The organism is Corallococcus sp. AB032C, assembly GCF_003668935.1.
Lineage (GTDB): Bacteria > Myxococcota > Myxococcia > Myxococcales > Myxococcaceae > Corallococcus > Corallococcus exiguus.
In genome coordinates this window covers 45632-70653 of the sequence record NZ_RAWP01000022.1, presented here as the reverse complement: position 1 = coordinate 70653, position 25022 = coordinate 45632, and the positions used below count along the sequence as shown (strand labels likewise).

At 69.3% G+C, this 25022-nt stretch carries 26 protein-coding genes; 15 read left to right on the top strand and 11 right to left on the bottom strand.

Annotated features, from left to right (window positions below):
* Positions 1 to 16: 16 nt before the first annotated feature.
* The 4 genes from D7X99_RS12715 to D7X99_RS12700 form a co-directional block, all read right to left on the bottom strand.
* Positions 17 to 976 (bottom strand): M12 family metallopeptidase, encoded by a 960-nt coding sequence (locus tag D7X99_RS12715; RefSeq protein ID WP_120596657.1) that lies wholly within the window; start codon positions 974 to 976, stop codon positions 17 to 19.
* A 61-nt stretch (positions 977 to 1037) separates the two neighbouring features.
* Complete coding sequence (locus D7X99_RS12710; RefSeq protein WP_120596658.1) at positions 1038 to 1955, bottom strand: hypothetical protein; 918 nt, start codon at positions 1953 to 1955, stop codon at positions 1038 to 1040.
* Positions 1956 to 1962: 7 nt separating this feature from the next.
* Entirely contained in the window at positions 1963 to 2466 is a 504-nt protein-coding gene (locus tag D7X99_RS12705; RefSeq protein WP_120596659.1) for a hypothetical protein, read from the bottom strand.
* 140 nt (positions 2467 to 2606) lie between these two features.
* Positions 2607 to 3470 (bottom strand): caspase family protein, encoded by an 864-nt coding sequence (locus tag D7X99_RS12700; protein ID WP_121778035.1) that lies wholly within the window; start codon positions 3468 to 3470, stop codon positions 2607 to 2609.
* Between the two features lie 314 nt (positions 3471 to 3784).
* On the opposite strand from D7X99_RS12700, the gene D7X99_RS12695 reads away from it, so the two are divergent.
* Complete coding sequence (locus D7X99_RS12695; RefSeq protein WP_121778034.1) at positions 3785 to 4600, top strand: hypothetical protein; 816 nt, start codon at positions 3785 to 3787, stop codon at positions 4598 to 4600.
* Between the two features lie 159 nt (positions 4601 to 4759).
* Here the strand turns inward: D7X99_RS12695 and D7X99_RS12690 are convergent, their stop codons facing one another.
* Both D7X99_RS12690 and D7X99_RS12685 read right to left on the bottom strand, forming a co-directional pair.
* Entirely contained in the window at positions 4760 to 5392 is a 633-nt protein-coding gene (locus D7X99_RS12690; RefSeq protein WP_121778033.1) for an MXAN_6652 family MXYO-CTERM-anchored protein, read from the bottom strand.
* A gap of 17 nt (positions 5393 to 5409) precedes the next feature.
* Positions 5410 to 6612 carry an MxcI protein gene (locus D7X99_RS12685; RefSeq protein WP_233613327.1) on the bottom strand — a complete coding sequence of 401 codons (1203 nt, stop codon included), beginning with the start codon at positions 6610 to 6612 and terminating at the stop codon, positions 5410 to 5412.
* A 221-nt stretch (positions 6613 to 6833) separates the two neighbouring features.
* Between D7X99_RS12685 and D7X99_RS12680 the strand changes: the two genes are divergently transcribed.
* The gene (locus tag D7X99_RS12680; protein ID WP_121778031.1) at positions 6834 to 7361 is read left to right on the top strand and encodes an ureidoglycolate lyase; all 528 of its coding nucleotides are present in this window, start codon (positions 6834 to 6836) and stop codon (positions 7359 to 7361) included.
* 8 nt (positions 7362 to 7369) lie between these two features.
* Here the strand turns inward: D7X99_RS12680 and D7X99_RS12675 are convergent, their stop codons facing one another.
* Positions 7370 to 8746 (bottom strand): hypothetical protein, encoded by a 1377-nt coding sequence (locus D7X99_RS12675; protein WP_121778030.1) that lies wholly within the window; start codon positions 8744 to 8746, stop codon positions 7370 to 7372.
* A gap of 68 nt (positions 8747 to 8814) precedes the next feature.
* On the opposite strand from D7X99_RS12675, the gene D7X99_RS12670 reads away from it, so the two are divergent.
* Positions 8815 to 9624 (top strand): SAM-dependent methyltransferase, encoded by an 810-nt coding sequence (locus D7X99_RS12670; protein WP_158626996.1) that lies wholly within the window; start codon positions 8815 to 8817, stop codon positions 9622 to 9624.
* A 4-nt stretch (positions 9625 to 9628) separates the two neighbouring features.
* Here D7X99_RS12670 and D7X99_RS12665 read toward each other — a convergent pair whose 3' ends face one another.
* A complete protein-coding gene (locus D7X99_RS12665) occupies positions 9629 to 10543 on the bottom strand; it encodes a DMT family transporter (RefSeq protein ID WP_121778028.1) in 915 nt (304 codons plus the stop codon).
* A 123-nt stretch (positions 10544 to 10666) separates the two neighbouring features.
* Here D7X99_RS12665 and D7X99_RS12660 point away from each other — a divergent pair, with 123 nt between their 5' ends.
* From D7X99_RS12660 to D7X99_RS12645, 4 genes are all read left to right on the top strand, one after another.
* Positions 10667 to 11611 carry a LysR substrate-binding domain-containing protein gene (locus D7X99_RS12660; RefSeq protein WP_121778027.1) on the top strand — a complete coding sequence of 315 codons (945 nt, stop codon included), beginning with the start codon at positions 10667 to 10669 and terminating at the stop codon, positions 11609 to 11611.
* A 103-nt stretch (positions 11612 to 11714) separates the two neighbouring features.
* Positions 11715 to 12032: a hypothetical protein gene (locus D7X99_RS12655; RefSeq protein ID WP_121778026.1), complete on the top strand. Its 318-nt coding sequence runs from the start codon at positions 11715 to 11717 to the stop codon at positions 12030 to 12032.
* 182 nt (positions 12033 to 12214) lie between these two features.
* Complete coding sequence (locus D7X99_RS12650; protein WP_121778025.1) at positions 12215 to 12769, top strand: MarR family winged helix-turn-helix transcriptional regulator; 555 nt, start codon at positions 12215 to 12217, stop codon at positions 12767 to 12769.
* Positions 12756 to 14645, top strand: a complete 1890-nt coding sequence (locus D7X99_RS12645) for a chloride channel protein (protein WP_121778024.1) — start codon at positions 12756 to 12758, stop codon at positions 14643 to 14645. Before D7X99_RS12650 ends, D7X99_RS12645 begins: the two co-directional genes overlap by 14 nt.
* A 10-nt stretch (positions 14646 to 14655) precedes the next feature.
* Here D7X99_RS12645 and D7X99_RS12640 read toward each other — a convergent pair whose 3' ends face one another.
* A complete protein-coding gene (locus tag D7X99_RS12640) occupies positions 14656 to 15642 on the bottom strand; it encodes an NAD-dependent epimerase/dehydratase family protein (RefSeq protein WP_121778023.1) in 987 nt (328 codons plus the stop codon).
* Between the two features lie 108 nt (positions 15643 to 15750).
* Between D7X99_RS12640 and D7X99_RS12635 the strand changes: the two genes are divergently transcribed.
* The 6 genes from D7X99_RS12635 to D7X99_RS12610 all read left to right on the top strand — a co-directional run bounded on the left by D7X99_RS12635 (position 15751) and on the right by D7X99_RS12610 (position 21137).
* On the top strand, positions 15751 to 16374 hold the full coding sequence (locus D7X99_RS12635) for a TetR/AcrR family transcriptional regulator (RefSeq protein WP_171805199.1): 624 nt from the start codon (positions 15751 to 15753) through the stop codon (positions 16372 to 16374).
* 174 nt (positions 16375 to 16548) lie between these two features.
* Entirely contained in the window at positions 16549 to 17370 is an 822-nt protein-coding gene (locus D7X99_RS12630) for a TadE family protein (protein ID WP_121778021.1), read from the top strand.
* 2 nt (positions 17371 to 17372) lie between these two features.
* A complete protein-coding gene (locus D7X99_RS12625; protein ID WP_121778020.1) occupies positions 17373 to 18998 on the top strand; it encodes a pilus assembly protein in 1626 nt (541 codons plus the stop codon).
* A complete protein-coding gene (locus D7X99_RS12620) occupies positions 18998 to 20086 on the top strand; it encodes a pilus assembly protein (RefSeq protein ID WP_211483853.1) in 1089 nt (362 codons plus the stop codon). Before D7X99_RS12625 ends, D7X99_RS12620 begins: the two co-directional genes overlap by 1 nt.
* Complete coding sequence (locus D7X99_RS12615) at positions 20083 to 20940, top strand: hypothetical protein (RefSeq protein WP_121778018.1); 858 nt, start codon at positions 20083 to 20085, stop codon at positions 20938 to 20940. Before D7X99_RS12620 ends, D7X99_RS12615 begins: the two co-directional genes overlap by 4 nt.
* Positions 20937 to 21137 carry a hypothetical protein gene (locus D7X99_RS12610; RefSeq protein WP_121778017.1) on the top strand — a complete coding sequence of 67 codons (201 nt, stop codon included), beginning with the start codon at positions 20937 to 20939 and terminating at the stop codon, positions 21135 to 21137. The genes D7X99_RS12615 and D7X99_RS12610 overlap by 4 nt, the downstream gene beginning before the upstream one ends.
* 16 nt (positions 21138 to 21153) lie before the next feature.
* Here D7X99_RS12610 and D7X99_RS12605 read toward each other — a convergent pair whose 3' ends face one another.
* Positions 21154 to 21897 carry a hypothetical protein gene (locus D7X99_RS12605; RefSeq protein ID WP_121778016.1) on the bottom strand — a complete coding sequence of 248 codons (744 nt, stop codon included), beginning with the start codon at positions 21895 to 21897 and terminating at the stop codon, positions 21154 to 21156.
* Here D7X99_RS12605 and D7X99_RS12600 point away from each other — a divergent pair.
* Positions 21896 to 22546 (top strand): hypothetical protein, encoded by a 651-nt coding sequence (locus D7X99_RS12600; protein ID WP_233613326.1) that lies wholly within the window; start codon positions 21896 to 21898, stop codon positions 22544 to 22546. The two genes, D7X99_RS12605 and D7X99_RS12600, sit on opposite strands and share 2 nt — an antisense overlap.
* Here the strand turns inward: D7X99_RS12600 and D7X99_RS12595 are convergent.
* Positions 22527 to 23147, bottom strand: a complete 621-nt coding sequence (locus tag D7X99_RS12595; protein ID WP_233613325.1) for a hypothetical protein — start codon at positions 23145 to 23147, stop codon at positions 22527 to 22529. The genes D7X99_RS12600 and D7X99_RS12595 overlap by 20 nt on opposite strands.
* 190 nt (positions 23148 to 23337) lie before the next feature.
* On the opposite strand from D7X99_RS12595, the gene D7X99_RS12590 reads away from it, so the two are divergent.
* Positions 23338 to 25020 carry a DUF1800 family protein gene (locus D7X99_RS12590; protein ID WP_121778014.1) on the top strand — a complete coding sequence of 561 codons (1683 nt, stop codon included), beginning with the start codon at positions 23338 to 23340 and terminating at the stop codon, positions 25018 to 25020.
* Positions 25021 to 25022 lie beyond the last annotated feature (2 nt).

Sequence of the window (25022 nt, the reverse complement as noted above, 5' to 3'; positions counted from 1 at the left end):
CGGGGACCCGCTCGGCTCAGGCCGCGTCGATCAGGAGGTCTTCATCCTGGACGTCGTCGCTCTCGGGCCAGTCGTTCTCGGTCCAGCCGCGCCCCATCGCGGGGAGCCCTCCAGCCCGTGGGTAGATTTTGGCGACGAAGTCGGCATCGGACGCGGTGATGTCCACGCCGCCACGGATGGGCTTGCCGTCGATCGTGATGCCCCCCGGCAGCTGGTAGCACATGATGGAGTCCTCATCCGCGGGAGTGGCCATGATGGACGCATCCTCCAGAGGCGTGAGCACCTGCTGGTCCACGGTCGACCGATTCCAGCCCTGGGTGCGCAGGAAGTAATCGTAGGCCTTCTGACGATCAATCCGTTCCACCAGCTGTCTGCGCATGTGCTCGTGAGGCATTCCCAGGGTATGTCCCGCCTCGTGGCGGACCACGCGCCTGAACTCGCTCTCATCCGTGCTCATGGTGAAACCCTGCAGGTTCAGGGTCGGCAGATGTTGGGGGATGAGCAGGACGTCCGTTCCCAGATAGGACCAGTATCCCTTCGGCTCACGCGCGATCCGGATCTGCCCGACACCCGAGGTCTCGACGAACTCGATGCACCCGAACCGCGCCCATGCGTTCAGGTGCGTGACGATGCGCCTGCGCAGGTCCACCGGCGCGTTGTCCATGAAGCTCACGGTGAGTCTTCGGGGCTTGAGGCCCCAGTACTTGGAGGTGATCACCGCCGCCATCATGGGCGTGAGCAAGGCGCCCTCGGCCGCCGCGGCGATCCGCCCGAAGACAGGCTCGTTCACGGGATTGAGCCTGCTGGCCACCTCCGCCGCTCGCATCAGGAGGCGTTCGGGCAGTTGCTTCACTGAACAGCCCGGCTCGCCTGACGCGGCCTCCTCCGCCAGGTGCGCAGCCTCCAGCCTGTGCGGGCCCTTCCGTGGGTCAGCCCTCGCCAGGAACCGCTCAAGCCCCTTGGTTCGCATCGCCATGAATATGTCCTCCCTGACATCACATGCTGCGTTGAGACATCCGAACTGGACCGCGAAGGACTCAGCGCCTCCGTGAGCGCTTCGTCCCGCGAGGCTCCGGGTGAGGCGTGGCAGGCGCGAACAAGAGCCCTGGAAGCCCGTCAGCCCCCAGCGCCTGCATCATCGCGGGCAGGAGAGGGACGGGATCCGGGCTGCTCCAGCCCATCAGCAGGGGCGGCTTGCCGGGGACGTCGTGGATGAGCACCAACCGGCAGTCGCAGGCGAACGTGACCTGGATTCCCTCGTGGCGGAGGCTGAAGTCCGGCCGCGCCAGGGGTTGACCTCGGCCCAGCGGCTGGAAACCCGCGGGGAAGAACTGCTTCCAATGAAGCAAGGCCTCCACGTCCTGCATGTCCAGCGTGAGCAGATGGGTGAGGTACGGATTGCGCCCGGACGCGGCTCCAATCGCCGGAGCCGTGAAAGGGATTGGCAAGGGCCTCGCGATGTCGGTCCTGCGGGAGGAGTGAGTCGCCGTGAAGCTGTTCAGCAGCCCCTCGGCCCCGAAGTGCTCCGGCTCCACCCGCGAGGTCGTCCCAATCACAGTCTTGTCTCCCAGGGCCGCGGAGGCGGCCTGGATCATGGCGAGGCCCTCCTGGCCAATGCCCGTCAGGCATCCCAGGACGCGGACCTCGATGTCGTCGGGCAGCTCCTTGGCCAGTTGCTTGAGCACCGGGTGCGGTTCGCGCCCCAGTTCCAGCAGGTCGCCATCTCCGAGCCGGAAGCGCGTGGGAGAGCCATGGCCCACGAGGTCGAGGCGCGTGAGCAGACGCCCGGCGCCCATGACGATTTCGTAGAGCTGGGCCGGGTCCTGGCACCTGTAGAAGCGGTGCTGCGCGTCCTGCCGTTCTTGCGAGTCCTGCCGTTGCACGTTGAAGGCGATGCTCTCGAAGACGGTCTCCATCTTCGCCGGGTAGGAGATCACCGTGAGGTAGGAGTCCATGGTGCGCTCAGCCCTTCGAAGGGAGGTGCTCAGCCATCAGCCGCTGCACCTGCTGGCGCAGACCTTCGTCCTGCAGCGCCTCCAGCACCTGAAGGGCGAGCGCGGGCGCCAAGGCGGCACCAATCGGCCACTTGCCGCCGCCTTCAGCGAGCGCCTCGGGAACACCGTTCTGCGACAGCCACAGCGAGGTCAGGAAGAGAAACCCGAACTGGTCCTTGAAGCCCCACTGGGCCGTCGAAGGCAGGTCGGGCCAGACGTAGCCATGTTCGAGCTGCAGCTTCAGCTCGAAGGGCTTGTCGGCGGGCGAGGGATGGCCGACCACGAAGAAGCGCAGCACCCGAACCCCATCCTCGAGCGCATTGCTCTCGATCTTGACCTTGAACGGCAGGTAGCCGCTGTATGCGAGGTTGTTTGGCAGCCTGCGGTCCCACCATGCGGTCAACGCATCCACCGTGGACGTGGGCATGCGCGTGGACTGCATGAACGAATCGGTCTTGCCGGCCTTCTCCATGAGACCCCCTGGGTTGTGAGACCCAGGGAGGCAAAGCATTTCGCGAGCCAGGGGCCGTCCCAGCGAGCCCTTTCGCGAAACCGTCCACTCCGCTGGTCAGGAGGGCCTCCGCGCCGTCCAGGCCCGTTGACCCCTTCGCGTCAGCCGACGTGGAATGGCACCATGCGCTCGAACTCGCGGCTGGGGACTCCGATGATGGAGTACGCCGGAGACTGGATGGGCGGCATGGTGCGCAGGATGCGGCGGTGGAAGGTCGGGTAGCTGGCCTTGAACTTCCCTTCGTTCCAGACGCGCAGCAGCTTGGCCGTGAAGAGGCCGTTGTACTCGCCGTCGCTGGAGAGCTGGTTGTCCTGGCAGCCGGAGATGAGCAGCACCGTGGCCTTGAGCGTCAGCCTCGGGTCGTCCTTGGGCAGCCCCTTCAGGATGCCGTCGTACATCGCCTTGTTCTCGCGGTACGTGCGCCGCTCGATGCCCAGGGGCATCTCCTTGAAGCGCCGCTCCGCGGGCTCCGTGGTCCGCATCGAATCCGCCAGCAGTTGCAGGCTGCCGCTGGAGCGCAGGGCCGCATAGGCCACGCTGCTCACCGTGCCGCTGTGGCAGCTGTCGGAGAGCATGAAGACCCGCACGCCCGCCTTGAGCTTCCCCATCGCCTGGTAGATTTCGTCGTCGACGAGCTCCCCGTCATACAGACACCACGTCTCATCCAGCCCGTCGTCCTCATCCCCGTTCATGTCGGGGAGCTGGCCGCCGTGCCCTGAATAGGTGAACAGCAGCAGGTCCCCCGCCTGGAGCACCGACGCCGCCTCGCCCACCTCCGCCAGCACCTTCGCGCGCGTGGCGTCCTTCGTGAGGAAGGGGCGGACGCGGCTGAACTCCTGCGCCTTCGCGATGCTGACCATGTCCTCGGCGTCCGCTTCGCACGCCTGCAGCTGGCCATCCCAGCCCGCGTAGTGCTTCGGATCCACCGCGTTCAAACCGATGTTGATGGAATATCCCTGAGCCATGACAGTCTTTGCCTCCTTCACTCACGGTGGAGACGGACGGCCGGGATGACAGAGAGGGGGCGGGGCGCGCCGCGTCCTTCCGGCCCTTTCCCGACCGGGAACCCGGGGCTCGATCCCTCCGCTCCCGTGTGACACGACAGGTTACGCAGTGCGCCTGGCTGTGACCTGACACGCCACGCGGACTGGCCTCACGGCGCCCTGCCCAGAGGAGGAGCCACCGGGTCGACGGGTGGCTCGGTGGGTGCATGAACGACCCGCGCCGGGCTTTACCGGGACCGGCACGCAGTCATCCCCCACCGACGAGAGGTCTCTCCATGATGATGAAGCTGACGGGCCGCCTGCTGACGGCCGCGCTCCTGAGTGTCACGGCCGCGGGCTGCCAGGGTGAAGAGCCCACCACGAGCACGGGTGACTCGCTCACCACGCAGGAAGCCAAGGCCGAGCGGACCTGTATCGAGGGCTTCGAGGGCATCAAGAACTGCGCGACGGGCCGCGCGACGCTCACGAAGACCGGCAAGAGCATCGCCGTGTCCAACCTGACCAACGTGAAGACGGACGGCTTCTCCAGCGAGTTCCCTCGCGCCGTCGACTGGGTGCTGAAGACGGAGCTGGGTGGCGTGGGCGCCGCGGGCCAGGGCTTCACGCTCGCCGCGCGTGACGGCGACCAGGTGGTCAGCACCATCAGCGTCCAGCCGGGCAAGGACCGCGATCAGGTGACCCTGCGGCCCTCGTTCACGGGCCGGGCGGGCGGTTCGCCCTTCACCGTCAACCTGTGGCGCGGCAACATGCTGATGAACTCGCACTACTTCGAGCCCGATTACGGCGTCGGTTCGGTGTGGTACCAGATCCACATCGGGCTCACGCGGTACGACTTCGGCTTCAAGAACCACGGCATGGGGAGCAGCATGTACGGCCGCGTCGCCCCGGGCGCCTGCAGCTGGACCTTCCGCGGCACCGGTGACGCCTTCACGCTGAATGTGGATGGCAAGCCCGTCAGCGGCGACTTCCTGGAGATCGTCGAGGACATCGGTGACGGCCACTATCCGTACACCGGCTTCTCCTCCATCGACGTGAAGGCCGCCGCCAGCACCTTCAACATCCTGGGCGAGTCCACCGTCGCCGCGAAGTAACCGGCTTTGACGCGCCGGGCAGGGTCCCTCCCCTGTCCGGCGGCCGGTTGTCAGACACATTGCAAGGAGCCCGGTTCCTTCGCGGACTGACGCGAAAGAAGGCCCCTTCCCCACGCATGCGGGAAAGGGGCCCAATACTTCAAGACGACCGTGGGTGCTTCAGCTCCGGCGGCGACGGCGGCTCACCGCCAGCGGCAGGCCGGCCAGCGCGAGCGCCCAGAACGGAGCGCTGCTCGCGGCGGCGCAGCCCCCGCCCTCGTCTTCGCCACCGCCCGGCTGTTCCGTCACGGGCGAGCCGTTGCCCACCTTGATGCTCAGCTTCGTGGACGCCGCGCGGTCGCCGTCGCTCTTCTGGTCCGCGTTCGCCGAGTTGCCCGCGCCGAAGAGGTTGAGCGTGACGTCCGTGGCGGGCGCGACGAGCGAGAAGTTGAAGCGCAGCTCCGTGCCCGTGAAGGCCTGGGGCGCGGAGTGGGAAAGCTCACTGCCCAGCTTCTTCAGCCCGGTGCCGGCCACGAGGCTGGCCCCCGCGTCGTCCACGGCGATGCCCGCGCCGCCCGTCTTCGCGGCCCCGCCCCGGATGATGAGGGTGTACTGGCCGGTGGCGCCCTTCTCCAGCGTCGAGGGGCCCTCGAACTCCACGGTGGGAGCCTCACCGCCCTTGTGGCACGTGTTGCAGGTCGCCGTGTCCTTACCGGAGTTGCCGCTGATGCCCGTGCTGGTGGCGAAGGCGGACGTCGCCCCCAACAGCGCAATGACAAACACGCCCGCGTGGCGCATCGAATTGCCGTTCATGGTCTTCGGTCCTGGGACTAGCGCAGCTGGAGGAAGGAGAAGGACAGGCCCGGCGTCTTCACCGTGGCCTTGCCGTTGTCGCCCAGCACCCGGAAGGTGGTGGACGAGGCGCCGGCCCCGAACTCGGTGTAGAGCGTCTGGTTCTCCGACTCGAAGAGGAAGACGCTGCCGGAGGTGGACGGGAAGTCAGCCTTCCGCGTCGCGGTCAGCGTGGCCAGGTTCAGCTCCCACCACTGCCAGCCGGTGCCGCTCGCGAGCGTGCGCGGATGCGAACCCTCCGACACCGGAGTGATGCTCTCATCGAGCACGCGCACGTACGCCGTTCCCGGCGTGTGGCTCGGGATGAGCGCGCCCGCGGTGCCACCGCCCACCAGCTCCGCCAGCGAGCGGTAGAAGGTCTTGTCGAAGTCCCGCGTCGTCGGATCAAACCGGAGCAGGCAGGGCTCCGGCGATTCCACGCCCACCACCCGGCGCGACGCCGCGCCGTACGCCTCCGTCGCGATGTACACCTTGCCGTCGGTGCCGAGCGCGGCGTCGTGCGTGTAGCCGCAGCGGTCGTCCGTCGCGAGCGTGACGGAGTCCGTCGCCGTGTCGATGGAGACCACGCCCGCCTTCTTCGTGACGCTGCTGCCCTCCACCGGCCGCCAGCCCACGGGCATGATGATCTGCCCACCGGTCCGCACGACCGCGCCGGAGAACGCCATGACCGTGTCCGGGAGGACCAGGGCGTCCAGCGAGCGGGTGCCCGTCACGGTCATCGCCGTGGGGTTCCAGATGACGATCTTCGCGGCGTTACCGTCGAAGAAGTACGCCTTCGTCTCCGAGACGAACTGGAAGTTGGCCTGGTACTCGCCCAGCGACGTCACGCCCTGGGCGCTGAAGCTCACGGTGCCCGAGGCCTCCAGCTTGCCGGCGCTGTTGAGCTTGTAGCGGGTCACCGTGGCGCTCTCGTCGCTCACCACGTAGACGGAGCCCGTCTTGGGGATGCCCACGCCCAGGGCGCGGCCGGAAATCTTGATGGCGCCGTCCAGCGACAGCGACGCGGCCTTCTCCGCGTCCGGCGTCACCAGGACGTAGCTGTCGGAGGGGTCCTCCGCGAGCATCTGGGTGGTGATGGCGTACAGCGGACCGTTCGTGTCCGTTCCTTCCGCTTCGTCGTCGCCGCAGCCCGCGAACAGGGACAGGGCGATCGCCACGGTGGAGAGTCGCAAGGAACGCAAGGCAAACAGATGCTTCATCGGCAGTGGCCTCTTGGAGTGGGGGGATGAGCGCCTGCCCTTTTCAGCCGGGACGGGGGCCCGGACATGAAAATGATAGGCATTCTCATTTTCACTTCCTCTAGAGATCTAGACGCGTGATGTCAAGAAAGAGGCGTGTTCTCCTTGAATCAGGACTACCGGGGGTGGGGTGGGACCCGGGCACTCGCCCCTATAGTCCCCTCATGAAGGACGCTTCCGCCCCGCTCCGTTCCATCGTCGCCCTGCCCCTGACGCAGGAGGGCTTCGCTCCCTTTGGAGACGTCGTGTCCGCCGGGCTCAAGAGCGGCGCTTCGGCGAACCAGGGCACCGCGGTGCGCTTCGACTGGTCGGCGCGGCTGGAGAACGGCCGGCCGGAGGCGAAGCCCAACCTCGCCGTGTTCCGCTCCGTGCCGCAGCAGATTCCCTTCACCGTGAAGCTGCTCGAACACCATCCCCAGTCCAGCCAGGCGTTCCTGCCCATGCGCTGCTCGCGCTTCCTGGTGTGCGTCGCGCCGACCGCGGCTTCAGGCGGGCCCGACCTGGACGGGCTCGTCGCGTTCGTCTGCGGCCCCGGCCAGGGCGTGAACTACCACCGGGGCGTGTGGCACCACCCCATCATCGCGCTCGATGAACCGGCCGAGTTCGCGATGCTGGCGTGGGAGGACGGGGGCGCGGAGGACTGCGTCGTGCGGCAGTTCTCCACGCCCGTCTCCGTCATCGTCGGGGACTGAGCGGTCTCCTACCCCTCCGACTTCGGCTGACGCGCGAGCCACGCGCGCCACTCCTCGGCGGTCTCGTACTGCTCGCCGGAGAGCTGCTTCAGCACCATGACCGCGGGGTCGCGGTTGATGGGCAGCGTGAGCGCGGACATCTCCACCAGCCGTTCTCCCAGCTGGCGGAGCAGCCCGGAACGCTGCGCCTTCAGCGCCTCGGGTGAAAGGTCGTCCAGCAGATAGGAGAGGAGGTGCGTCGCCTTGTTGCGGTCGGTCGCCTTCGGCATCGCCACCGCGTCCACCACCGTCGCCACATCCAGCAGGGGCTTCGTCGCGGCTTCCTGCGTGGACGCCAGCACGCGCAGCACGCTGTTGCGCACGCCGGACTCTGGATCACGGGTGAAGGGCTGCAGCCGTAGCGCGGTCTCCTCAAGCGTGGGGGCGTAGGCCAGCAGGTATGCCGCCGCGACCCGCTTCTCCGGGTCCGCCTCCTCGCGCACGATGGCGGTCAGCGCGTCCAGCTGCCCTGGCACCTTCGCGATGAACTCCGGCTCGAAGGACGCGAGGTCCGGATGGCCGAACCCACCGATGCAATTCGCAACCTTGCAGTTGGAGTCTTCAGACAGCTTGCCTTGCATCTGGAGCTGCTGCAGGCGCTGCACATAGTCGTTCCACCGGGCAACCAGTCCTTCCGGATCCGTGGGGTGACCCTTGGGCTCGGGAAGGAAGTGCAGCCGGGCCGCGTCCGCGGCATCCACCATGTCCACCACCACGAAGGCGGTGCCCTTGCGCTCCTCGGCGAAGTAGATGGACATGCCCACATGGGCATAGGCGAGGCCGTACTGTTCACGCAGCGCCGCCTCCTTCTGCTTGAAGATCGCGCCGCTGTGCACGATGGGCTTGCCCACCTCCAGCCCCATCAGCCGCTGGACCGTCTCCCGGTCCACCTTCCGCGAACCGAAGGCATCCACGCCCATGAGCGTCATCGTCATGAATGGCGCATCGGGTGCCTTCGCCAGGTTGGCGCGGGCCTCCGCGACGATTCCGCTCCACGCGGGCAGCGCGTGCAGCGCCGCCAGCTCCGGGTTGTATTCGAGGTGATCCGCGTCGAAGTAGCCGCCCTGGACCGCCTGCTTCAGCACCTCCACCGCCGCGTCCGTGTGGCCCGCGAGCGAGGCACACCCTGCCGCACGATAGAGGGACTCCGCGCGGTCCGGCCCCTCCCCGTTCGCCTCGCCAGAGGCGCGGAAGCGCTCAGCGCACCGCTCGAAGTCCAACGCTTCATAGGCCTGCTCTGCTTCCGCCGAGAGCCGCTGGGCCCGCGCCGCCGGGTCCGGCGGCTTTGGAGCATGCGCACAGCCCGCACCCAACGCGACCACGCCCAGCGCCATCACGAATCGCATCTGGACCAACCTTTCGAGAAAGCGCGTATCTCATGCAAGCTGCGAGCAGGTTTCAAGGAGCGCCAACCATGGCCAACGCCATCTCGAAGACCGCGTACTACACCCTGGCCTGCCGGGCGGAGGACGCGCGCAAGCCACGACCGCTGTGCAATGACACCTACGCGGCCCGCTTCATGGATGACGAGGCGCGGCGGATCTGGTCCAACTTCCAGTCCTTCGACCGGCCCAACGCGAGCAACGCCGCGCGGCACCGGATCATCGACGCGTTGGTACAGGAGGAGCTGGACCGCGCTCCGGACGCGCGGGTGGTGGTGCTGGGCGCGGGCTTCGACACGCGGGCCTACCGGCTCCGCGGCGGCCGGTGGCTGGAGGTGGACGAGCCCGCCATCCTCACGCTCAAGGACGCGAAGCTGCCGGTGACGGAGGCGAAGAATCCGCTCGAGCGGCTCCCCATCGACTTCGGGACGGAGTCACTCGCCCGGAAGCTCGAGCCCTACCAGGACGCACAGCGCACGCACGTCATCATCGAGGGCGTGCTCATGTACCTGTCCACCGCGCAGCGCCGGGACATGCTCGCGGTGCTCCAGCAGGCGTTCCCCCACCACGCCGTGTACTGCGACCTGATGCGCGCCAGCTTCCAGCGCGAGTACAGCGCCGACCTGCACGCGGTGCTCGCCAGCATGGGCGCGTCCTTCCAGGACATGACGGACACGCCGGAGTCCCTCTTCCTGGAGGCGGGCTACACGGCCGCGTCCTCCACCTCCGTGCCCCAGCGCGCGCTGGAGCTGGCCGGGAAGCGCGTCCCGGCGTTCATCGTCCGGCGGTTCATGCAGCCGGTTCGCGACGGCTACCGCATCTGGAAGTTCGAGCGGCGCTGACGCCTCACTTCGCCTTCGGCGCCGCGGGAGCCTGCCCCAGCGCCACGCTCCCCAGGATGAGGGTGCCCGCCGCCAGCATGGTGGGCGTCAGCGGCTCGCCCAGGAGCAGCCAGGCCCAGGTCAGCGCGAACAGCGGCACCAGGTAGGTGACGACGGCGGCGCGCGGAGCGCCAATGCGCTGGATGAGGCGGTAGAACACCGCGTACCCGAAGCCGGTGCAGATGACGCCCAGGGCCGTCGCCGCCAGCCAGGGACGCATGCCGATGGGCTCCGTGGGCCACGTGGCCACCGCGAAGGGCAGCAGCAGCACCGCGCCGCAGGCCAGCGTGGCGGCGGCGACCGCGGCGGCTGGCAGTCCGGTGAAGTGGCGGCGCACCAGGTTCGAGCCGATGCCATAGAGGAACGCGCCCGTGGTCCCCGCCGCCGCGGCCCAGGCGACGCTCGTACCCGCGGCCTTGCCGCTGGCCAGCACCACCACCCCGGCGAAGCCCACGAACAGCGCCACCGCGCGCCGGCCCCCGATGCGCTCTCCGTAGAAGAGGAACGCCACCAGGGAGGTGAAGAGCACCGCCATGCTGTTGGTGATGGCCCCGACACCCACGGGGGCCTGCCGCGCGGCCCAGGCGAACAGCGTGAAGGGCACCGCCGCGTTGACGATGCCCACCAGCGCCAGCCGGGGCCACAGCGCGGGACGGAGGGCCGAGCGCGCGCGCCAGAGGAAGGGCATCAGCACCGCCGCGCCCAGCACCAGGCGCAGCGCCACCAGGGGAATGGGGCCGAAGGCCGGCGCCGCGATGCGCAGGAACAGGAAGGACGTGCCCCAGATGGCCGCCAGCCCGCCCAGTTCCAGCGGCGTGAGCCACGCCCGGTTGAAGGTGGGAGTCACGGCCTGGGGATGGGTGGGAACGGATGCGCTCATGGCGGCCCCCTCGTGCGAGGAAGGAATCTGACTTCTGTCTGGCCCTCTCTTCACGCCGAGGCCCTTTCTTCACAAGCGCATCCTTTCCGTGTCAGACATGAGCCAGATTTGAGGCTTGTCCCCATGCCCCTCCACACCGACCTGCTCCCCGCCCTGGCGGCCTTCGAGTCCGCCGCCCGCCACCAGAACTTCGCCCGCGCGGCGGAGGAGCTGCACCTGACCGCGAGCGCCGTCAGCCACCACGTCCGCAAGCTGGAGGACCGCCTGGGCGTCGCGCTCTTCCAACGGCATGCCCGGGGCGTGGCGCTGACGGCCGAGGGGCGCCAGCTCGCGGACGCCGCCAGCAACGCCCTGTCGGACATGGACCACGTGCTCGGGGGCCTCAAGCATTCGCGGGACGAGGACGCCGTGGTGCGCGTCACCACGGTGCACTCGCTGACGTACGCGTGGCTGTTGCCGCGCATGCCGGACTTCACCACGCGGCATCCGCGCATCCGGATCCACGTGGACACGGAGATGGCGCTCACCCGCTTCGACGAGGGCGGGCCGGACCTGGGCATCCGCTACGGCCAGGGGCCCTGGCCGGGCTTGAGCGCGCAGCCGCTCATGGACGACGCCCTGTTCCCCGTGGCCTCGGCGCGGCTCGCGGGCATCGAGCACGTGCGCGACGCGGCGGACGTGGCGCAGCTCCCGCTCATCGCGGACCTGTCCCGTCAGGGCTGGCAGGACTGGTTCCGCTCGGCGGGTGTGCGCGGGGCGCGGTTCGAGGAGCGCTACAGCTTCAGCGACACCACCGGCGCGCTGATGGCCGCGGTGCAGGGCCTGGGCGCGGCGCTGGCGCGCGAGAAGATCGCCACGCCCTACTTCGCGGACGGCCGGCTCATCCGGCTGCCCGGGCCCATCGTGCCCACCCGCGCCAGCTACTTCGTGGTGTACCCCGCGCACCGGCGCCTGCGTCCGGCCGCGCGCCTCTTCGTGGACTGGTTGCTGGCGCAGCGCGACAGCGCGTCGGTGCCGCCGCCCGCGACGCAAGGCGTTGCACCGTCACGCCGGAAAGCTTCCCAATGACAATCCCTGCCCCGGGTGACCCCAAACCCGACCCATGACATGCATTTACTTGTCTGGGAAACAGGCTCACAGTGTCCGCGCAGTCCCCTCACGAGGAGCACGCATGCGCACGCTGGTGAAGTCCCTGTTGACTGCCTCCGCTGTGTTTTCGCTGGCCCCCACGGCTGCCTTTGCCCTGCCGCCCCAGTGCAGCAACAGCTTCTGTGAAGCCAATGACTGCGACACGGAGTGTTTCCTGGGGCCCAAGTATCCTTTGACGTGTGGTGAATACATGGGCACCCCCTGCCTGAACGGAACCCCTGCGCCCGCCGAGCCCACCGCCTCCGTGACTGGAGCCGAGGCCCGTCAGGCCGAGGATGCCTCGCAGGTGTGCAGCGAGGAGCACCCCGCCGCCGAGCAGTCCCTCACCGCCGGCACCTGAGCCGCGGTCCGTTTCCTCGCGAGGCCCGGGCTTCATGTCAGGGCATCGCTGTCGTTCATGTCGTGACACGTACCGGCCGTGCGCTCCGACGGTGAACCACTCCTCAGCCCCCAGGCAGCCAGGCATCCCCCGCACTTTCGCTTGTGTCCGCCTCCCCTGCTCCGTAGGTTGCGGGCAATTATATGGGCTCCCATACAAATCGGCCGCCACCGCCCCCGGAGGCGTCCGGAGAGGTGCGCGCGGCCATGGACGGCGTGCGGCGGCTGGTACGGCTGCTGCGAGTCTCTGCTCGCGCTTCCGAACGGCTGGTCGGTATCAGCGGCGCCCAGCTCTTCATCCTCCAGGAACTGGCGGAGAGCGGGCCCTGCTCCATCAATACGCTCGCGGAGCGCACGCTCACGCACCAGAGCAGCGTGTCCGTCGTCGTCACCAGGCTGATTGAGCAGGGGCTGGTGAGCCGCCGCCGCTCCGACGAGGACGGCCGCCGCGTGGAGGTGGCGCTGGAGCCCAAGGGCCGCGCGCTCATCCGCAAGGCGCCGCCCATGGCCCAGGCCCGGCTCATCTCCGGGCTGCGCGGGATGAAGCCCGACGTGCGCGCGGGACTGGTCCAGGGGCTGGACGCCTGGGTGCGCGCCCTGGGGCTCGACGGGGACGTGGCCCCGCTCTTCTTCGAGGAAGAAAACGCGCGCCCTTCGCGGCGCGGAAAGACACAGGAGCACACCGATGAAGAAACCTGATGGGGAACGCATCGAAGAGGGCCTGGGCGAGGGCGCGGAGGCGCGTTCCAGCCTCCCCGTGGCCCCGTCGATGGGCCCCGCGCTCGCCAGCCTGCGCACCCCTCCCGTCTCCGTGTCGGTGGACTCCCGCACCGTGCTCATCAGCGGCATGGCGGTGGTGCTCGCGGTCGTCGCGGGCCTGGTGGCGCAGGGGCTGGGCTCCCTCATCCACTTCGTCACCAACCTGGCCTTCTTCGGGCGCCTGTCCGCTCAGCCGGTGTCGCCCGGAGACAACATGCTGGGCGGCTGGGTCATCCTGGTGCCCGTGGCGGGCGCCATCATCGTGGGGTTGATGGCGCGCTACGGCTCGCGGGCCATCCGGGGCCACGGCATTCCGGAGGCCATGGAGCAGGTGCTGTTCAACCAGAGCCGCATCCCGCCCCGCATGACGCTGCTCAAGCCCCTGTCGGCGGCGATCGCCATCGGCACCGGCGGCCCGTTCGGCGCGGAGGGCCCCATCATCGCCACGGGTGGCGCGCTGGGCTCGCTGCTGGGACAGGGGCTCCACGTCACCGCGGATGAGCGCAAGGCGCTGCTCGCCGCGGGCGCCGCCGCGGGCATGGCCGCCACGTTCGGCGCGCCGGTGTCCGCCGTGCTCCTGGCCGTGGAGCTGCTGCTCTTCGAGTTCAAGCCCCGCTCCGTCATCCCCGTGGCCCTGGCGACCGCCACCGCCACCGGCGTGCGCATCGCCTTCATGGGCGGCGCGCCCGCGTTCGCCATCCCGGACCTGACGACTCCGTCCGGCAGCGCGCTCGCGTTCTACGGCGTGATGGGCCTCTTCATCGGCGCAGCCTCCGTGGCGTGCACGCGCGCGGTGTACTGGCTGGAGGACATGTTCGAGAAGCTGCCCATCCACTGGATGTGGTGGCCCGCGCTGGGCGCCATCGTCGTGGGCGTGGTGGGCTTCGTGTCCCCGCGCACGCTGGGCGTGGGCTACACCAACATCGAGGACATCCTGTCCGGCCGCTTCGTGGGGACGACGATGCTCGTCTTCTGCGCGCTCAAGTTCATCTCCTGGTCCGTCGCGCTGGGGAGCGGCACGTCCGGCGGAACGCTGGCGCCCATCTTCACGCTGGGCGGCGGCCTGGGCTCCGGCCTGGGGTTGCTGGCCACGCAGCTGTTCCCCAGCCTGGGCGTGGATGTGCGCGTCGCGGCGCTGGTGGGCATGGCCGCCCTCTTCGCGGGGGCGTCACGCGCGCTGCTCGCGTCGGTGGTGTTCGCCTTCGAAACCACGCGGCAGCCGCTGGGCCTGCTGCCGCTGCTCGCCGGCTGCGCGGCGTCCTACCTGGTGTCCGCGCTGCTCATGCGGCACTCCATCATGACGGAGAAGCTGGCCCGCCGCGGCGCCCGCATCCCCACGGAGCTGGGCGCGGACGCGCTGGGGACGGCGCTCGTGCGCGACCACGGCCTCAAGCTCGTGGTGACGCTGCAGGCGGACATGCTCCTGGAGGAGGTGCGCACGTGGCTTGCGTCCGACGCCTCGGGCTCCAAACACCAGGGCTTCCCCGTCGTGTCACGGGAAGGGACGCTCGTGGGCGTCGTCACGCGCAGGGACCTGCTGGATGGCCACGCGAGCGAAGGCCGGCGGCTGAGGGACGTGGTGAAGCGGCCGCCCGCGGTCGTCTTCGAGGACAGCTCCCTGCGCGAGGCGGCGGACCTGATGATGGACGAGGGCGTGGGCCGCCTGCCCGTCGTCTCCCGCGTGCAGCCCCAGCAGGTCGTGGGCATCCTCACCCGCAGCGACCTGCTCGCGGGCCACCGGCAGCGGCTGGCGAACGAACGCACGCGGGAGCGCGGCCTGGGCCCCGCGCGTCCTCCGGCGCCCCGGCCCGCGTGAGCGCTCCGGCTCAGGTCGTCGCGGCGACCCGGGCCGGACCTGACTTCGCCTCCTGCTCGCGGCGCAGCGCCGCGAGCGTCTGGCGGATGCCATCCGCGTAGGGCGTCTTCTGCACCGTGCCCAAGAGGCCGCGCAGCGCGGAGTCGTCCATCAGCACGGGGTTCGTGAGCAGGTAGTACATCTCCACCAGCTCGCGCATGAAGGGATCGAAGAGGCCCGCCAGGCGGACCATCCCCTTCCCCATGGCCAGCGTCTTCGGCGCGTGGCCCGCCTGCGCGAACATCTCCTTCACCATCTCCCGCTGCGTGGTGGCGCCCGCGCCCGCCAGGTTCCAGAAGCGGCCGTACGCGCGCGGCTCGTCCATCAGCGCGGTGACGATGGGGCCCACGTCGTTCACGAAGACGAACTCATGCGGCGTGTCCAACGGCCCGATGAGCGGGGCGCGCTTGCCCTGGTTCGCCGCGACGAAGGCCCGGTACAGGAAGCTGCGCTCCACGCCCGGCCCGTAGAAGTCCGGCAGCCGGAGGATGGTGCCCTTGATTCTCCCCGCGGCGTCCGCCTCCAGCAGCAGGTCCTCCTGCGCCTTGCGCATGCGGCCCTTGTAGGAGTTCGGCTCGCGCGGATGGGACTCCGTCACCGTCGCGGTGCGCGGCAGGCCGTAGGGATACACGGTGCCGATGAGCACCACCCGCTCCACGCCCTCCGCGATGGCCGCGTCCAACGTGCGGCGCATCAGCTCCGGGTGCAGGTGGAACTGCCAGTAGTTCACCCCCACCATGTAGAGGAGGGTCCGCACGCCCCGCGCCGCGGCCCGGATGGAGGCCGGGTCCTCCGGATTCCACGTCACCACCTCCGCCCGCGGATCCGCGCCGAACTCCCTGCGCAGGCTGCCCTCCGAGCGCCCCACCACCCGGTAGGCCCGCCCCTGCGCCTGGAGCGCCCGCGCCACGGACTGACCGATGACGCCCGAGGCGCCGAACAACGCCACCGTTTCCATGTCGCTCTCCTGGGGAAATTGAACGGTCCAACTTTTTATGAACACCGTTCTGTGAACACCGTTCATTTATTGCTGTCCGTTCGTTCCGTCAAGGCCTACCCTCGTGACATGGGCATCACGGAGCGCAAGGAGCGACAGCGGGCGGAGCTGCGGGAGAACATCCTCCGGGTGGCTCGCGACATGGTGATGAAGGAGGGGTTCGGGGCCCTCTCCATGCGCAAGCTGGCGGACGCGGTGGAGTACGCGCCCGCCACGCTCTACCTGCACTTCGAGAACCGCGACGCCATCGCGCGGGAGCTGTGCGTGCGCGGCTTCCAGGAGCTGCTCGCGGCGCTGGAGCCGCCGGCCACCGTGAAGGAGCCCGTGGAGCGGCTGTCACGCATGGCGGAGGCCTACGTGGCCTTCGGCCTGGAGCACCCGGAGACCTACCGCCTCATCTTCATGGAGGACCCCAAGCTGTCCGCGGAGCTCTTCCAGGACAAGCTGCACGGCGAGGGCCCCCGGTCCTTCGCACTGCTGGTGAGGGCCTTCGCGGACCTGAAGGCGGCCGGCCGGGCTCCGGAGGCCACACCCGCGGAGCAGCTGGCGGAGGTCTTCTGGGCGGGGCTGCACGGCATCATCAGCCTCAAGCTCACCTGCTCCGGATTCCAGGGATCTCCGGCGGAAGTGCTGGCGCGGACCCTCGTCGCCTCGCTGGTGCAGGGCCCGAAACCCGGAAAGCGCTCCCGGTAGCTTTCGCCTCCACCCGGCGGGTGGCCCCTTTCGGCACGGCGCGTCCACGTGTCCGATACCGTCTTTTTACGTCGTGTATTGGATACCGCCCTGTTTCGTGGGGAAGGCTGGCGGCCGACCGAGGGGCCGCCAACTGGCATCCCGGTAACACGCCGTGTGAAGATTGGACGTCCCATGAAAAGGTCCCATTCAACCCATCCCGGTGAGTCGGGTCAGGCGCTCGTGGAGTCCGCGCTGGTCATCCCGGTGATGGTGTTCCTCATCCTGGGAATCATCCAGTTGGGGACGCTCCACCACGCGCGGCTGATGACGGAGTACGCCGCGTACCGGGCGGCGCGCGCGGGCATCGTCAACAGCGGCGACTGCGAGATCATGAAGGACGCCGCCTACGTGGCGCTGCTGCCCACCCTGGGTCCGCCCAGGTCCGGCGGCAAGGGCCGCGTGGACACGCTCATCAACGTGGCGCTGGTCCATGACGCGTACACGGACGACAAGCTGGCGGCCCAGAACCAGCGCTACCAGCAGGTGAACCTGGAGCGCGTGCGGGTGGAGGTGCTCAACCCCCGGCGCAGCCAGCTGCCCACCCTCTTCTCCTCCTATGGCTCGCACCTGTCGGGCCTGGAGGTGGACTTCGACGACGTCCGCAACGCGCAGGTCATCGAGGCCAACCTCCTCACGGTGCGCATCACGTACTTCTACGAGATGCGCATCCCGTTCGCGAACTGGCAACTGCACGCCTTCTACATGGGCCGCGAGGCGCTCAACGGCCTGGCCATGCGGGGCGTCAACTTCACCACCCAGAAGGTGAACGGCGGCAGCCTCACGGACCACCTGGAGGACGAGGGCGCGGGCCAGAGCAACGACCACAAGAAGATCCGCACGCTCGCGGACAGCAACGTCTTCGCCATCCCCGTCGTGGCCACCTATTCGATGCGCATGCAGTCCAACCTCCTCAACGGCACGCACGGCCCCACCTCGTGCGCCGTGGACGGCTAGCGATGTTCCGGATTCTTCGAAGACTGCGGCGCGACGAGCGCGGGCAGGCCATGGTGCTCGGGGTGGTGGTCATGCTGGTGCTGGCCGTCACCATCATGACGTCGGTGGGCATTGGCCAGGGCGTCTACGAGAAGATCAAGCTGCAGGACGCCGCGGACGCGCAGGCGTACTCGCTGGCGGTGAAGGAGGCGCGGGCCTACAACTTCCTCGCGTACACCAACCGCGCGATGATCGTGCACTACTCCGCGATGCTCACGTTGATGTCCTTCGTGAGCCACGCGGTGTACCTGGACCGCACCATCGGCGTCGCGGCCAAGTACCTGCAATACATCCCCGGCATCGGCGCCGTCTTCGCGGCGGTCTCCCAGGCGATAAAAGCCTGGAAGGTCACGGTGGAGACCGTCTCACGACTGCTCATCCCCGTGATTACAGCGCTCAACGTCGCGCTGTGGCTGGCCCAGGAGGCCATGCTCACGGGAACCCTCTTCGACCTCTACACCACGAAGGGACGGGGGAACGTCATCGAACAGACCGACCCCCGCGCGGACGTCACCGAGGACATGGACTCCGGGCAGTCCTTCAACAACGCGTCCGTGGCCTCGCTGTTCGGAAACCCCAGCGACATCAACTACTCCAACGCCAAGAACTTCCTGCACGTCCTGGACGACGGCCCCTTCAGCAGCAGTCCCACCATGGGCGTGGACCCCACCGGCATGCTCACGCGAGGAAAGCTGGTGACGGGCAACAAGCTGTCGGATCCGAACATGGCCAAGTACCGCCTGCTCATGGGCAACCTGGCCAACGGCGTGCGCCGGCCGTGGACGGCCGAGGGCGAGGGGCCCATCCTCATTGGCCGCAAATGGGAGTTCCGGCTGTGCGTCGTCATTGGCGAGCTGCGCATCCGCAAGACGGCGGACAGTCAGATCAAGAGCTTCGACGAGAACTTCGAGAACAACCGCAAGGATCAGCTCTTCGCGTCGGACGACATCCGCATCGAGGTGCGCCCCACCTGCTTCATCTTCGGCTGGAGCGACGTCTTCCGGCTGCGCTTCCGGGCGGCGGCGGACAACCGGGGTGGCTTCCACCAGGAATACGGCTCCAACAAGACGGATGACCACCACCCGTGGCTGGGCATCACGCCGTTCATCACGTCCGACACCAGCTTCGTCAGCCCCCGGCAGAACCACTTCGGCTACCCGTGCAACCTCATCGTCCTGGGCAAGGACATGGGCGCGGACCGCACCGGCGGCGCCCCCGTCTACGAGCTGGAGAACCTGAAGCGCAACGCGTTCATGGAGGGCAGCGGCGACGGCAAGTACAACACCGCGGAGAACAACGACGAGGGCATCCGCGAGTCGTACCTGGACATGACCTGGGAGTACGTGGGCGGCAAGCAGGACGGCTACGCGGCGGACTTCCGCCAGCGCACGGGCGGCATGATGGCCATGGCGGTGGGCCGCGCCATCTACCACCGCCCCAATGCGTGGAAGGAGGAGCCCAACTTCTTCAACCCGCTCTGGACCGCGCGCCTGGCGCCCGTGCAGACGCACTGGGACGCGGATCACCTCAAGTGGCTGGTGCCCGCCTGGGAGGACAGCGAATGGCTCATTCAAGGCATCAACTACTGATGCGCCCGGGCCGCCGTGCCTCACGGGGAGCCGCGACGGTGGAGCTGGCGCTGCTGGCGCCGCTGCTCGTCGTGCTCGTCCTCTGGGCGAACTACTTCTGGGAGGTCCAGCGCGCGCGCATCAAGATGGCGGAGATGGCGCGCTTCGTCGCCTTCGAGCGCACCGTGCGCCAGGACCTGTCCACCGTCGCGGCGGAGGCGAGGCAGCGCTACCAGGACCTGGACGGCTCCACCAAGACGGGCACGCTGGGCACGGCCTACCGCAACGGCCTCACCATCCAGGTGCAGGCCCAGAACGCGGACGCGCCACTCGAAGGCACGGACATGTCCAAGATGGGTGGGCAGGCCGGCGTGGGAGGCATCGCGGGCGCGGCCATCGGAGCGCTGGGCGGTTCTCCCGCGCAGCTGGCGGAGAACATGGGCTTCGACCCCAGCGTGGGGGCGGTCCAGGCGGACGTGCAGGTCCGGATGATCAACCACATCATCCCCCGGGAAGTGGCGCTCTACACGACGGGCTTCGACGGCAACCAGCTGGACCTGAACTTCCAGGAGCACTTCTACCTCTTCCACGACACGTGGAAGGCGTGGGGACCGGGGGACGCTCCATCGCAGACCTATCCGCGCGTGGAGCAGCTCACGCATGACCGCTCCAGCCAGATTGTCTACGCGGGCGTCAGCGGCGGGGCGATGAACTCCATCTCGGCGGTGCTGTCCGTGCTGGGGCTCGATTTCCCCTTCTCCGACGAATACATCCGCCAGTCCGTGGTCATCCGCGAGGTGACGGCCGCGGGCCGGTTCAACGCGGTCCGGCCGACGCGCACGGTGCCCGGCGACGTGCTCCAGGCCGCCTATTGGCGCAACGACACCAGCTACTGCTACGGCAACTGCGAGCCCAACGACATCCGGACGAAGCGCGGCCTCTCCAACTCCGGAGGCCGGGGCGACAACTGGCCCATGCGCTCGTACCGGTGCCGGGGAAACTTCTTCCAGGGCGCGATCATCTCCAACCAGCCGGAGTCCGTCTACACGCAGTCCACGACGGCGGCGGCGGCGTACTTCCGCTACAACAGCGACGCCTGCGTCCCATGAGCGGACTGACGGACCACACGGGCGCGCTCACGCGCTGGCTGGGCCTGGGCGGGTTGCTCGCGCTCGTGGCCACCGCCGCGCTGCTCAAGGACCCGCCGGCCCCGTCGACGGAGGCCCCGGCGAGGCCACCCGCCACGCCCCAGGTCGCCCTTCCTCCGGCGCCGCCGTTTCCGGATGCCGGCGTGGGCCGGGTGCAGCGGCTCATCCCGCCCTTCCCCGGCGCGGTGATGGTGCCCATGGGCCAGCTGGTGACCAACGGCAGCCCCATGGAGATGGGCTACTTCGAAACGGACCACCCGCCGGGCGAGGTGCTGGAGTTCTACGCGCGGGAGTTCCGGCTGCGGGGCCGCCACATCGTCACGCAGGACGACGGCGCGGGGGGCGGCTCCGTGAACTACTACGACGAGCGGATGGGCGCGCTGGTCGCCGTCACCACCATCCGCGTGGGCGGCGCCGCGACGCGCACGCTCGTGTTCCCCTCGGTCGTTGAGGCGCGCGAGGGCATCCACCTGCAGGGCACGGCGCCCGCGGCGCTGCCGCAGCCGCCGGGCGCGGTGACGGTGCTGCGCGTGGATGAAGGCAGCGAAGGCCTGGGCGCGGGCAGCACCACGCTCACGCAGGTGGCGCACGGCACGCCCCAGATGCTCGCGGAGTTCTACCGGGCGCAGATGCCCTCCCGAGGCTACGCGCCTTCGGGCCGGAGCCTCGCGCGCGGCGTGGAGGTGCTCGACTTCGAGCGCCCCGGTGAGCGGTTGTCGCTGACGCTGGCGCCGCTCGACAAGGACGGTCCCCCCGAATCCCTCATCACGTTCGTGCTCGAGCGTGCCCCCCTTCCCCAGGAGTCGAATCGATGAATGGCTGGTTGTCGCGTGGCTACCGGTGGATGCGGCGTCCCCGCTCGCGGGGGCAGGCCATGGCGGAGTTCACGGTGCTGCTGATGGCGTTCATGTTCGGCGTCGGCGCCATCACCACGTTCGCGCCGGAGATGTTCGCGGCGCTCACCATCTACATCCGCGGCTTCTACTGCGTGCTGGGCTACCCTTTCGGCTGAAGCAGATGCCCTCGGCTCAGGGCACGGGCAGCCGGGGCAGCGTGAGCGGCACGGAGTCCAGCGTGGGCCGGGCACCGGCGCCGCTCTTCTGCGCCGTCCAGGTGACCTCGGCGTCGCGCAGGGACTCCACGCCGAACACGGGCACCCGGGCCGCCGTCACCACGGTCATCTGCTGGCCGGATTCCACGCGGAAGGTCTGTTCGCGGCCCTTGCCGGCGAAGGGGCCGGCGCGCACGTCGGTGTCTCGCTGGCGGACGAGCGCCCCCCGGATCGCGGCGTGGTCCGCGACGAGGTCCACCGGGATGGCGACGGGGGTGTTGGGCGGCACGGTGATGGCCAGCCGCTCCACCACGGCGCGGCCGGTACCGGCGCGGGCCACCCAGGCGATGATGAGCGCGCGGGGCGCCGTCTGGTAGTCCAGCTCCACCTGGTAGAGCGTGTCGCGTTCGCGCGGCGTCTCGCCCACGACGGCGGCGCGCACGGGGAAGGTGACCTGCTTCGAACGGACGGTGTATTCCACCCACGTGCCCACGACGGGCTGGAGCTGGCCGTAGAGCAGCAGCGGCGGCACCAGGGCGCGCGCCTCCGCGAGGCGGTCGGGAGCGATGGGCGGATCCGCGGGGCCGGGCGTTCCCGAGTCGGATGGGGCCACCGTCGTGGCGGCAGGGGCGGGAGCGATGCCCGCGTCGGGCGCGGCGGACATGGCCGGCGTGGCGAAGAGCAGCACGGCGGTGCACACGGGACACAGGAGGCGGCGCATGGGAACAGCACTATCGGTCCGGGGCTCCGCGCCGGACAAGTCCGGGAGACGCATGGGACGGCTGCTGACGCTGCTCGCGTTGCTGCTCGTGGGCCTGGGAGCCCTTCCCGCGCGAGCGCAGGGCAGCGCGCCGGATGCGTTGTTCGGCCTGCCGCTCGTCGTACGTGAAGGCGGCTGGGCGCGCTACGTGAACACGTCGCCGGACGGGCCCCCGCAGTTCGTGATCAAGCTGGGCGGTCCGGGACGCCATGAGGGCAAGCGCGGCCGCTGGGTCCTCATCGAACTCGACGTGCCCGCCGCCGGACGCGTGGGCTTCGATTTCCTGGTGGAGGGTGAGCGCTTCAGCGCGAAGAGCGTGCTGCTCATGCGTTTGCGCGTGCCCGGCCGTCCGCCGAACGACACGCCCGCGCCGTTCAATCAGCCAGGCGCCGACCGGAGGCCCCACCCCCTGCGCACAACCACGGAGACCATCGCCGGCAAGAAGCTGGCGGTGTCGGAGTACTCGTACGCCGGAGGCGTCATCGCCCAGTGGTCCCCCAGCGTCCCGGTGCTGGGCCTGGTGAGCGTCTCCGGCACGCAGTCCTTCCAGTTGGAGGCCTTCGGCGTGGGCGGAGACCCGTGGAAGGACGCTACCGCCGCCGGGCGCTAAGGCCCGCTCCGACGAGCGCGGTCCGCACCGCGTCCTCGTCCGCGCTCGCGAGCCGCACGGCCAGCAGCAGCCGCGTCCCGTGCCCCGCCTGGAGGCGCACGCGGGGCAGGTCCCCCGTCTCCCGCTGGAACGTGAACCACTCCAGCCGGGAGAACGGCGTGCGCCGCCCCAGCGAATCGATGAAGCCCGTGGGGCCCAGGAACAGCGCGGGCACTCCATGCAGGCCCACGCCCGCGAGCCACCCGGCGACGCCCAGGCAGAACGCGGCGAGCGCGGGCCGACCCTCCGACGAGAAGAGCCGCAGGCCCACCAGCGCCAGCACCGCCATGGTCGCGAGCACCAGCGCATAGGTGCCCATCTCCGCGCGCGAGCGCAGCGCCAGGAGCCTGCCGCCGCGCAGCAGCCCCACGAGCGCGCCCAGCGCCACGAGCGCCAGTCCCGCCGCGGCCACCGCCACGCCCAGCGCCATCATCCCGGGACGGCCTCCCAGCTCCCGCGACTCGCGCACGAGCCACGCGGCGCAGCCCGTGAAGAAGGCCAGCGTCACGCCATGGAAGGCGGCCGTGGAGACGGGGCGCGTGGGGACCAGGGAACGACTCACCCGGTCGTCTCTACACCACCTGGGCCCCAGGACCCGAGCACCCACCCGGGAAACCTCCGGCATCCCATGGTTCCGGCACTACCAGAAAAAGCCGCTTTCAATGAATTTACCTATCTCTTAGAATCTTTTGCGACGTCGCGGCCCCGGCGTTCCGGGGTCGATCACCCCCGCAGTCTCCAGGAGGTTCCGGATGTTTCGTCGCACCGCCCTGGCCCTCGTCCTGTGCGCTACGTCCTGCACACAGGCCGACGGGCCTTCCGCAACAGAGTCCCCTCCCCACGAACAGCAGGAAGTCCTGGGCCGCGCCGAGCAGGCCGCGGAGTCCCTGGAGACGCCCACCGAGGCGAACAGCATCCGCTTCCTGGAGCAGTCCTCCTTCGGTCCCAAGCTGGCGCGCGGCGTGGCCCCCGCGCCGGTGGGCACCGTGGAGCGGGTGATTGCCCAGGGCATCACCCAGTCGCTCACGGAGCAGTTCGCGCTCCAGCCCGCCACGCCGTACGACGGGGAGAGCGCCCAGGACCTGGCCTCGCAGTTCTTCCAGCGCGCGGTGACGGGGGAGGATCAGCTCCGCCAGCGCGTGGCGTTCGCGCTCAGCCAGATCCTCGTCGTCTCCCAGAACGGCATCCCGGAGTCCACCCGGACGCCGTACGTGGACTCCAAGGTGGCGCTCGCGGGGTACATGAACCTGCTGTCGCAGCACGCCTTCGGCGACTTCCGCGTGCTGCTGGAGGCCGTGACGAAGGACCCCGCCATGGGCCGCTACCTGGACATGGCGAACAACCGGGCCTTCGACAAGCAGGGCAACCCCATCGACCCGAACGAGAACTACGCTCGGGAGATGCTCCAGCTGTTCACGCTGGGCACGGACAAGCTGAACCTGGACGGCACCCCGGCGCTGGACGCCAGCGGCAACCGGCAGCGCGCGTACAGTGAGGAGCAGGTGAAGGCCTTCGCGCATGCCCTGTCCGGCTGGACGTGGAACGCCACCGCGTGTCCGGCGAAGGGCGCCGCCATCTCCACGCCCGACTACAAGAACCCGTTGATGGCCTGCAACGACAACCACGACACGAGCAGCCAGACGCTCCTGCGGGGCGTCACCACCTCGGCGGGCGGGAACATCACCACGCACCTGAACCAGGCGCTGAACAACGTCTTCAACGACGCCAACGTCCCGCCCTTCATCAGCAAGCAGCTCATCCAGCACCTGGTCACGAGCAACCCGACGCCCGCCTACGTCAAGCGCGTGGCCAACGTCTTCAAGAACGACGGCACCGGCGCGCGCGGCAACCTCCAGGCGGTGGTGCGCGCCATCCTGGAGGACACCGAGGCGCGCGGCGCCCAGCCGCCCGTGGCGCTGCGGCCCGGCTACGGCCACCTGCGCTCGCCCGCGCTGTTCGTCACCAACGTGGTGCGCTGGTTGGATCCCACGCTGGACACGGCCACCAAGGACCCGGGGCTGAAGCTCAGCAACTGGAGCAAGGCGATGAACCAGTGGGTGAGCCGTCCGCCCTCCGTGTTCAGCTTCTACCCGCCCAACGCGCCGCTGCCGGGCGCGGACGGCCTGGTCGGACCGGAGTTCGGCATCCTGGACACGGCCACCATCACGGCCCGCGCCAACTTCCTCCACGAGTTCCTCTACGCCAACACCGCCGCCAACGCGGGCATCACCGTGGACTACGACCTGCTTCCGTCCACGACCACGGACCTGGTCGCGCACCTGGGCCGCTACTGGCTGCACGGCACGATGGCGCCGGAGCTGGAGCAGAAGCTGCTGACGGCGATGGGTGACAGCCGGGCGAACTCGCTCATCCGCAAGAAGAAGCTGGCGCTGTACCTGACGCTCCTCTCCCCCTCCTTCCAGATCCAGCGGTGAAC